The organism is Nocardioides zeicaulis (assembly GCF_042432345.1).
In the GTDB taxonomy this organism is placed as follows: Bacteria; Actinomycetota; Actinomycetes; order Propionibacteriales; family Nocardioidaceae; genus Nocardioides; species Nocardioides zeicaulis.
This window is the reverse complement of record NZ_JBHLXH010000001.1, coordinates 1,932,343-1,941,189: the sequence shown is the minus strand read 5'-3', so window position 1 is coordinate 1,941,189 and position 8,847 is coordinate 1,932,343. Positions and strand designations below refer to the sequence as shown.

General features: G+C 74.8%; 10 protein-coding genes and 1 pseudogene. 5 read left to right on the top strand and 6 right to left on the bottom strand.

Annotated features, from left to right (window positions below):
• A pseudogene (locus ACFFJG_RS09480) lies at positions 1 to 200 on the top strand (MFS transporter); the annotation flags it as partial.
• A gap of 2 nt (positions 201 to 202) precedes the next feature.
• The gene (locus ACFFJG_RS09475; RefSeq protein ID WP_378518376.1) at positions 203 to 898 is read left to right on the top strand and encodes a ZIP family metal transporter; all 696 of its coding nucleotides are present in this window, start codon (positions 203 to 205) and stop codon (positions 896 to 898) included.
• Positions 899 to 907: 9 nt separating this feature from the next.
• On the opposite strand, the gene ACFFJG_RS09470 is transcribed toward ACFFJG_RS09475, so the two are convergent.
• Positions 908 to 1,948, bottom strand: a complete 1,041-nt coding sequence (locus ACFFJG_RS09470) for a DNA polymerase IV (RefSeq protein ID WP_378518375.1) — start codon at positions 1,946 to 1,948, stop codon at positions 908 to 910.
• A 380-nt stretch (positions 1,949 to 2,328) separates the two neighbouring features.
• Between ACFFJG_RS09470 and ACFFJG_RS09465 the strand changes: the two genes are divergently transcribed.
• Both ACFFJG_RS09465 and ACFFJG_RS09460 read left to right on the top strand, forming a co-directional pair.
• Positions 2,329 to 3,063, top strand: a complete 735-nt coding sequence (locus ACFFJG_RS09465; protein WP_378518374.1) for a slipin family protein — start codon at positions 2,329 to 2,331, stop codon at positions 3,061 to 3,063.
• Between the two features lie 165 nt (positions 3,064 to 3,228).
• Entirely contained in the window at positions 3,229 to 3,468 is a 240-nt protein-coding gene (locus ACFFJG_RS09460; protein ID WP_378518373.1) for a hypothetical protein, read from the top strand.
• Here the strand turns inward: ACFFJG_RS09460 and ACFFJG_RS09455 are convergent.
• On the bottom strand, positions 3,453 to 4,526 hold the full coding sequence (locus ACFFJG_RS09455; RefSeq protein WP_378518372.1) for a hypothetical protein: 1,074 nt from the start codon (positions 4,524 to 4,526) through the stop codon (positions 3,453 to 3,455). The two genes, ACFFJG_RS09460 and ACFFJG_RS09455, sit on opposite strands and share 16 nt — an antisense overlap.
• Complete coding sequence (locus tag ACFFJG_RS09450) at positions 4,523 to 4,864, bottom strand: PadR family transcriptional regulator (RefSeq protein ID WP_378518370.1); 342 nt, start codon at positions 4,862 to 4,864, stop codon at positions 4,523 to 4,525. The genes ACFFJG_RS09455 and ACFFJG_RS09450 overlap by 4 nt, the downstream gene beginning before the upstream one ends.
• A 180-nt stretch (positions 4,865 to 5,044) precedes the next feature.
• Between ACFFJG_RS09450 and ACFFJG_RS09445 the strand changes: the two genes are divergently transcribed.
• Entirely contained in the window at positions 5,045 to 5,890 is an 846-nt protein-coding gene (locus ACFFJG_RS09445; protein WP_378518368.1) for a GNAT family N-acetyltransferase, read from the top strand.
• 91 nt (positions 5,891 to 5,981) lie between these two features.
• On the opposite strand, the gene ACFFJG_RS09440 is transcribed toward ACFFJG_RS09445, so the two are convergent.
• The 3 genes from ACFFJG_RS09440 to ACFFJG_RS09430 all read right to left on the bottom strand — a co-directional run bounded on the left by ACFFJG_RS09440 (position 5,982) and on the right by ACFFJG_RS09430 (position 8,805).
• A complete protein-coding gene (locus ACFFJG_RS09440; protein WP_378518367.1) occupies positions 5,982 to 7,178 on the bottom strand; it encodes a cysteine desulfurase-like protein in 1,197 nt (398 codons plus the stop codon).
• A gap of 31 nt (positions 7,179 to 7,209) precedes the next feature.
• Positions 7,210 to 8,157, bottom strand: coding sequence for a succinylglutamate desuccinylase/aspartoacylase family protein (locus tag ACFFJG_RS09435; RefSeq protein WP_378518366.1), 948 nt, complete (start codon positions 8,155 to 8,157; stop codon positions 7,210 to 7,212).
• Positions 8,158 to 8,241: 84 nt separating this feature from the next.
• The gene (locus ACFFJG_RS09430; RefSeq protein WP_378518365.1) at positions 8,242 to 8,805 is read right to left on the bottom strand and encodes a hypothetical protein; all 564 of its coding nucleotides are present in this window, start codon (positions 8,803 to 8,805) and stop codon (positions 8,242 to 8,244) included.
• Between the last annotated feature and the right edge of the window lie 42 nt (positions 8,806 to 8,847).

Below are 8,847 nucleotides of genomic sequence, written 5' to 3'. Positions count from 1 at the left end.
AGTACACGACCCAGATGGTCGCGCTCTACTTCCTCTCCATCGCGCTCGGCACCGCTCTCGCCGGCGTGCTCGCGGGGTACTACGACGAGACCGACGAGGGCCCGTTCTTCATCTGGGTGGGCCTGGCCTCCGTGGTCACCGGGGTCGTGGTGATGCTCGCCTCGAAGCCGATCCACAAGCTGATGGCAGGAGTGGACTGACCGTGCTCGCAGCACTGGGGTGGGGAGCGCTGGCCGCCAGCTCGCTGGTGCTCGGCGCGCTCCTCGCGCTGGTGCGGTCGTGGTCGGACCGGGTCGTGGGCCTCGTGCTCGGCTTCGGCGCCGGCGCGCTCATCGCGAGCGTCTCCTTCGAGCTCGCCGAGGAGGGGCTGCGGGTCGGCGGCGCCTGGCCGGTCGCGATCGGCCTCGCCGTCGGTGGGGTGACGTTCTACGTCGCCGACCGCGCCGTCGGGAAGCGCTCGTCGGGAGGGGGCGCCACGCTCGCGCTCGGGGCCTTCCTCGACGGCATCCCCGAGCAGGCGGTCCTCGGCATCGGCCTCGCGCAGGGGCAGGGGATCAGCGCGGCCCTGCTGGTCGCGATCTTCGTCTCCAACCTCCCCGAGGGCATCGGATCCGGTGCCGACATGCGCTCCTCGGGACGTACGTCCGGCCAGGTGCTGCGCCTGTGGGCCGGCGTCGCGGTCGCCTGTGCCCTCGCGACCGTCGGCGGCTACCTCGCCGCGGACGCCGCCGGTGCCTCCGTCCGCGCCGGGATCGACGGCTTCGCCGCCGGCGCGCTGCTCACCATGCTGATCGACTCGATGGTGCCCGAGGCCAAGGACAAGGCGAAGGACCTGGCCGGGCTCGCGACCGTCGCCGGCTTCGCCCTCGCCGCCGGGCTGTCGCTGCTCGGCGGCTGAGGGCCCGCGTCAGTAGCCGCCCTCGGGTGGCACCATCTCGCCGCGCACGCCGAGCAGCCGGACGGGCCGGTCGTCGTCGAGGGCGAGGAAGAGCTCGAAGGCCGTCTGGGTGATCACCTCGACGTCGGAGGTCGGCTCCTTCAGCTTGCGCACCTTCGTGAAGGTGAAGAAGGGCGCGAAGCGCACCTTGAGGTGCACCCGCTGCACGGCCCGCTCCTCGCGGCGTACGTCGTCGACGACCCGCGCGGCGAGCTCGGCGAGGGCGGCGCGCACGTCGTCGGGCGTGGTGAGGTCGGACTGGTAGGTCGTCTCGCGGCCGTGGGCGCGCGCCACCCAGGGCGTGTCGTCGGGCCACGCGCGCCCGCCGCCGCGACCCAGCCTGCCGAGGTGCGCCCCGCTCGACGGGCCGAAGGCAGTGACCAGCGCGTCGGCGTCGGCGGCGGCGAGGTCGGCCACGGTGCGGACGCCGATCGCCTCGAGCCGCGCCCCGATCCGTGTGCCGACGCCCCACAGGGCGGTGGTGGGACGCTCGCCCATCACCTCCATCCAGTTCTCCCGGGTGAGGGTGAACGTGCCCTGCGGCTTGCCGAAGTCGGTGGCGATCTTGGCGCGCACGAGCGTGTCGCCGATGCCGACCGAGCAGTGCAGCGCGGTCGCCTCGAGGACGGCCGCCTGGACGGCGTGCGCCGTGGCGAGGGGGTCGTCGGTCTCCACCCCGACGAACGCCTCGTCCCAGCCGAGCACCTCCACGACCGCCCCCGGCACCGCCCGCAGCGTCTCCATCACCCGCGCGGACGCCTCCTCGTAGACCGGGAAGTCGACCGGCAGGAACACGGCGTCGGGGCAGCGCCGCTTGGCGAGCTTGAGCGCCAGCCCGCTGCGGACGCCGAACGCGCGGGCCTCGTAGGACGCCGTGGAGACCACCGCCCGCTCGGTCGGGTCGCCGCGCCCGCCCACGACGACCGGCAGCCCGACCAGCTCGGGGTGACGCAGGAGCTCGACCGCGACGAGGAACTGGTCCATGTCGACGTGCAGCACCCAGCGCCCCATCCGCCCATTGTGGGGGAGCCCTCCGACACCGCGGCCGGAAAACCGGGTGCGGCCGGGGCGGCACGGCGCCTACCGTTGCCCGCGGCGGGATCAGCGGCAGGGCCCGGAGCTCCGGACCCGGTTCCGCGCGTCGTACCCCGCCACATGCCTTCCACGGCAACGGCATCGGAGCTGTTCACTCCTGTGAGTTCGACTCTCACTTCTCAGGTGGTGGCCGGTGACGAGTCGCGCCCGCACGCCCTGAGGCCGGACCGGTCAGCACGACGGTCCGTGTCCCCGCTCGCGGTCGCTGTCACCGGCCACCACCCCAGCCCGACCACCGACGCAGCACCCATCACCTGTTGATCACCACCCACCAGAGCGTCCGAAGGAGGATCGCGATGTCCACCACCTACTTCGTCCGGCACGACCGGATCGCCACCAGCCGCTCGCTGCGCCACGGCCTGCGACCCACCTTCACCGTGCAGCCGTGGGAGGCCGTCCTGGAGCGCCGTGACGGCGAGCCCACCCGCGTCCTCGACACGGGCCGGCACGTGCACCGGCCGCGCGCGTCCTACGCGGTCGTCGACCTCCGCGAGCGCCTCGACGCCGTGCCCCCGCAGGAGGTGCTCACCGCCGACGGCGTCACGGTCAAGGTCTCGGCGCTGTGGACGTGGCGCGTGGACGACCCCGTCGCCCACACCGAGCGCGTGCAGGACCCGGTGCACACGGTCTACGCCGCCGTGCAGCTCGCGCTGCGCGACGCGCTGGCCGGGCTCGAGGCTGAGACGCTCGTCCGCTCGCCGCGCACGGGGCTGGCGCCCGGCGCCCGCGAGGCGGTTGCCGACGTGGCGGCCGCCGTCGGCATCCGGCTGCTCGACGTCGTCGTCAAGGACGTCGTGCTGCCCGCCGACCTCCGCGCCGCGTACGCCGAGCTCGTCGTCGGCCGGCACCGGGCGCAGGCCCAGCTCGAGGCGGCGCGCGCCGAGACCGCGGCCCTGCGGTCGCTGGCCAACGGCGCCAAGCTGCTCGACGACCACCCGGCGCTCGCCCAGCTGCGCCTGGTGCAGGCGCTGCCGCCCGGCTCGCGGGTCGAGGTCGTCACCCCGGGGCGCACGTCGTCCCGCGACGACTGAGCGCGGGGCTCCGGGGCTCGGGTTCCCCCGCCTAGCCGGGGGAACCCGAGCTTCTCGGGGTTTGCAAGCCACCAGAACCTCGAGCTCCCCCGGTGAAGCGGGGGAACCAGGCAGCACCCCTGCGGGCGGGTCGGCGGCGCGCGTCGGCGGCGTACCGTCGAGACCATGAGCAGCGACCAGCCCGAGCAGGACGCGTACGCCGAGCACCCCGAGCAGTCCGTCTTCCCGGCGGCCGGGGACCGGGTCTCCGACGCCGACCGCGAGCGCGCCCTCGACGCGGAGCCCGGCGGCAACGCCACCGTGGGCGACATGGTCGACTCCCGGGAGGTGGACTCGCGGGCCGAGGAGGGGACCTCCGGCCAGGAGGTCGCCGAGCAGGCGCGCGGCGCCTACCGCCCCGACTGACCGGGCTCGACCGGCCCGTCCTGGCTGTCCGGTCCGCCCGTCAGGTCGCCGTACCGACGGTAGGCCTGCCAGGCGAGCAGTGCCCACAGGACGGCCAGCACGGGTCCCCACCGCATGCCGGCGAACGTGGCGAGCGCCCACGAGACGGCCATCGCGGCGTGGAGGCGCGCCGACAGGAGCCACCCGCGGGCGACGTCCGGCCGGAACGTGGCGGCGTAGTCCTCGGGGGTGCCGAACTCGTCCTGGACCCTCCGGCCCGCGTCCGCGGCGTGGGCGTGCGCGTCGCCGACGACCTCGTGGACGCGCGCGTCCGACATCGTGTAGCGGCTGCGGAGGATCCCGGCGAGCTCGCGCGACCAGTCGTCGGCGTCGGCGATGATTGCTTCTGTCGGGACCGGTCGGGCGTCCCACCAGCGGCGCCACGCGATCGCGAGCAGGGCGCACGCGCCCGCGACCGGGACGTACCACCAGGTGCTGCCCGTGCCGATCGGGTGCGATCTCGTCACCTCGTTGACCACCGCGAGGACCAGCGAGGAGGCGGCCAGGACCCCGACGGACCCGGCCGCGGCCGCGATCGCGCCGCGCGAGCGGAGCAGGGTGTCGTGGAGCGCCGAGACCAGCGCGATCACCAGCCCGAGACCGACCGGGAGGAGGACCATGCCGACGCTCCACGTCGGGGTGGTCTCGCCGCGCAGCAGGAGGACGACCAGGAACCCGACGGAGACGACCGCGCTCGTGCCCAGGCCGAACGACGGCACCTCGCCCCACGTGGTGTGCGAGGCGTCCCACAGGCGCAGCCGCCCCTCCTCGACCCAGCGCTCGTAGAGCGCGTCGGAGTGCTCCTCGGGCGTGCCGAAGAGGTCGGCGGGGGACTCCTGCGTCTCGCGGACGAGGTCGAGCGCCTCCTGCAGGCCCTCGCGGACCAGGTCGGGCTCGACCGACTGGCGCAGCAGCCGCCACGCCACGGCCCAGGACCAGAGGCCGTCCCCGGGCTCGCCGCGGGCGTCGTCGAACGCCTCGTGCATCGGCCCCAGGGACCCGGTGTCGTCGTCGGTCATCCGGGGTGCTCCTGTGTCGTCATCGTCGTCATCGTCTCGCCCAGCTCGCGCCACGCCGCGAGGTCGCGTGCGAGCCTGTCGCGGCCCTGCTCGGTGAGGGCGTACGCCTTGCGGCCCGGCCCGCCGTGGCCCTCGACCCACTGCGCCTCGACGTCACCGAGCTCCTCCAGCCGGTTGAGCGCGGGGTAGAGCGAGCCGCCCTTGAGCAGTCCGAACCCGCGCCCGGCCAGCGCCTGGGCGATGGCGTACCCGTGTCGTGGGCCCCCGTCGAGCGTCGCCAGCACCGCGAGGTCGAGCGCAGCGCGCACCCACGGGGCGGGCCAGCGCGGTCGGGTCATGGGAGTAAGTAGACCACGTACCTAGGTACGCCGGACGTCGGACTGGTCGACCGCCGTCGACGCTGGACGCACGCCATGGCGTGCGTCGAGCGGACATGGGTCCGCTCGAGTCGAGCCGTGGACGCCGCCCCGACCGATATCCGGGTGCGCGACCCGGGTGGCGCTGGGAGGCTGCCGTCCGTGACGGTCGAACGCGCTGAGGTCGAGCAGGTTCTCCCCCGGATGCAGGCGCTGGCCTCGCGGCTGTGGTCGCCCGCGTCGCGCCACCACCCCGGACAGCTGGCGTGGTCGGCCGCCTACGGAGAGCCGGAGGTCCTGGCCCTCGGGCCCGCGTTCGTCGGCGACGACGCGTGGGCCTGGCTGGAGTCGCGCGACTGGCTGGAGGTCTGCGGCGTCGAGCCGGGTGCCGTCGCCGAGGTGCTGCGTGCCGCGCTCGACGAGGCCGCCGACGAGGTGACGGCGAGCGTGCTGGAGACCGAGCGTGTCGTGGTCGACGTGCTCGTGGCCGCGGGCTTCGACGAGGTCGAGGCGCCGTGGTTCACCCACCACCGCCTCGACCTCGCCGACCTGCCGCAGGTGGTGCTGCCGGAGGGGTACGCCGTCCGGGCGGTGCGACCGGGCGAGCACGAGCGACGCGCGGCCGTCCACCGCGCGGCCTGGTCGGCGACCTCGCGCGTCACTGGGACGGCGTACGAGCGCCTGATGCGGACCCCGCCCTACCGGCCGGAGACCGACCACGTCGTGGTCGCGCCCGACGGGGAGTGGGTGGCGTCGTGCTGCGTGTGGCTGGACGAGGCGACCGGGGTCGCGCTGGTCGAGCCGGTCGGGTGCGTGCCGGAGCACCGCGGGCGCGGCCTCGCCGCCGCCGCCTCGGTGTCGGCGCTCGCCGCCGCCCGTGACCTCGGCGCCACGGAAGGGCTGGTGTGCCCCCGTGGCGACGACGACTACTCCGTGCCGGCCCGGGTCTACCGCAGGATCGGGTTCGTCCCCGGCGCCCGGACCCGGACGTACCGGCTCACCCGCTGACCCGACTTGTCGACCGCCGTTGACGCTGGACGCACGCCATGGCGTGCGTCGAGCGGACATGGGTCCGCTCGAGTCGAGCCGTGGACGGCCGTCAGCCGAGGAACGCCGCCAGCCCGTCGAGCAGCCGGTCGACCTCGGCGTCGTCGTTGTAGGCCGCGAGCCCGATGCGGAGGCCGGAGTCGACGGGGAGGCCGAGGGCGCGGAAGGTCTCGACGGCGTAGAAGGTGCCGGGCGGCACCATCACGTCACGCTCGGCGAGGAACGCGTGGGCGTCGTGGGGCGAGCGGTCGCGGAGGGTGAGGAACAGCGTCGAGGTGCGGTCGGCGGCGCGCGAGTGGAGCGTCAGGTGGTCCGACAGGTCGGCGAGGCCGTCCTCGATGCGCTGTCGCAGCCGCAGCTCGTGCGCGGCGATCGACGCGGCGGCAGAGACCAGTCGCTCCCGGCGTGTGGCGCCGTCGCCGAGGGAGGCGATGAGGTCGACCGCGGCCGTGACGCCGGCCAGCAGCTCGTAGGGCAGGGTGCCGAGCTCGAAGCGCTCCGGCACCGCGTCGGAGGACGGCACGAGCTTGTCGGGGCGCAGGGTCTCGAGCAGCGCGGGGTCGGCGACCAGGGCGCCGCAGTGGGGCCCGAAGAACTTGTAGGGCGAGCAGACCAGCAGGTCCGCGCCCATCGCCGTCATGTCGGGGGCGGCGTGCGCGGTGTGGTGGACCGCGTCGACGTGCACCAGCGCGCCGACCTCGTGGGCGCGCTCGGCGACGGCGGCCACCGGCGGGCGGGTGCCGAGGAGGTTCGAGGCCGCCGTGATCGCGACCAGCCGGGTGCGCGCGGTGATCGCGTCGAGCGACGACAGGTCCAGCTCGCCGGTCGCCGGGTCCAGCCGCAGCCACCGCACCGTGACGCCGGCGCGCTCGGCGGCCTGGATCCACGGGCGCACGTTGGAGTCGTGGTCGAGCTCGCAGACCGCGACCTCGTCGCCCGGCGACCAGGTCTTCGCGAGCGCGCGCGAGACGTCGTACGTCAGCGCGGTGGCGCTGCGGCCGTGCACCACGCCGCCGGGCACCCCGCCGACCAGGTCGGCGATCGCGGACCGGAATCCGGCGACGGACGCCTCGGCGTTGCGCTGGCTCACCAGCAGCGACCCGCGCTGCGACAGCGGACCGGTGAGGGTCCGCGCGATCGCCTCGCCGACGACGGCGGGGGTCTGGGTGCCGCCGGGGTTGTCGAAGTGGGCGATCTTGGACTCCAGCGAGGGGAACCCGGAGCGGAAGGAGGCGACGTCGAAGGACATGCTGCCCACCCAACCAGACGCGCCGAGCAGGTCAGGTGGCGATGTGCACCACGGCGTCGCCGGAGTTGACGAGCGGTGCCTCGGTGCGGCCGATCACGATGCCGTCGCGGTTGGCGTAGACCGCCCGCAGGGTCTTGCCGAACGAGTCGAACAGCGTCCCCAGCCGCTCGCCCTCGCTGACCTTCTGCCCGAGCTGGGCGTCGAGGTGGAGGATGCCGGTGCGCCGGGCGCGCACCCAGCCGCTGGCCCGGCACTCCAGGCTCGGCTCGACCGGCGGCTCGTCGACCGGCTCGGTCATGCCGAGCGCGGCCAGCACCCGGCGCACGCCGACCACGCCGGCGTCGACGGCGTACCCGTCGAAGCGCAGGTTCTCCCCGGCCTCGTAGAGCAGCACCTTCGCGCCCTGCTCGCGCGCGGCGTGGCGCAGCGAGCCGTCGCGGATCTTGGCGTGCAGCATCACCGGTGCGCCGAAGGCCTGGGCGAGCTCGCGGGTGCGCTCGTCGTCGAGGTCGGCGCGCACCTGGGGGAGGTTGCTGCGCCGGTCGGAGCCGGTGTGGAGGTCGATGCCGACCTCGCAGCCGGAGACGATCTCGTGCATGAAGAGGTGGGCGATCCGGCTGGCGAGGGAGCCGCGCGCTGAGCCGGGGAAGGACCGGTTGAGGTCGCGCCGGTCCGGCAGGTAGCGGTCGCCGGTCATGAAGCCGAGCACGTTGACGATCGGCACCGCGACGAGCGTGCCGCGGAACGTCTTGGGGTCGAGCCCGGCCATCACCTGGCGCACCACCTCGACCCCGGCGACCTCGTCGCCATGGATGGCCGCGTCGATCCAGACCGCGGGACCGTCCTCGCGGCCGTGGACCACCCGCACCGGCAGGGTGACGTCGGCGCCGGTGACCAGCCGGGTGATCGGCAGCTCGAGCGCCCGGGCCGTGCCGGAGCGGATCCGGACGCCGCCGATGGCGAAGGACTCGCGGGCCACTAGGAGGCCCGGCCGGCTGAGGTCGTCACGCGCTCAGGGTAGTCCGCGCGCTGTGTCGCCCGGGCGTGCGCCGGCCGGGGCAGGTCAGCTGTTCTGCGAGGCGGAGTCGGAGCTGGAGTCGGAGCTGGAGTCCGAGCCCGAGGTCGAGCCGCCGTCGGTGTCGGGCTGGCCGTCACCGTCGAAGTCCGGCGCCTCGCCCGTCGTCCCGCCGGTGGTGCCGCCCTGCGACTGGTCGTCGGTGCTGCCGGGCGGTCCGCCCATCGGGCCGCCCATCTGGCCCATCGGTCCGTCACCGTCACCGTCGCGGTCGCCCATCGGGCCGCCCGGGAAGCCCTGCTGGCCGGTGAGCCCGGACTGGTCGCTGCCCGTGGTGGTGGAGGTGCCGGTCGCGCCGGAGCCGTCGTGGCCGACGGCGTACCCGGCCCCGAAGCCTGCGCCCCCGATGGCGAGGCCCGCGACGACGGCGCCGGCTGCGATGACGCGCCGGCCCCTGGCGGCGCGCCAGGAGCGGGCGGGCCGCGGGGAGACGTCGGCGTCCGGCCCTGTGGCCGGCTGCACGGGGTGCTGGCCGACCGTGAGGTCGGGGGTGGGCTGGTGGGTGGGCTGGTCGGTGGGCTGGTGGGTGGAGTCGGGCGTGCTGCTGGTCATGGGTGATTGCCTTTCGTGAAGGTGGTGTGCGTCGGGGGAGGA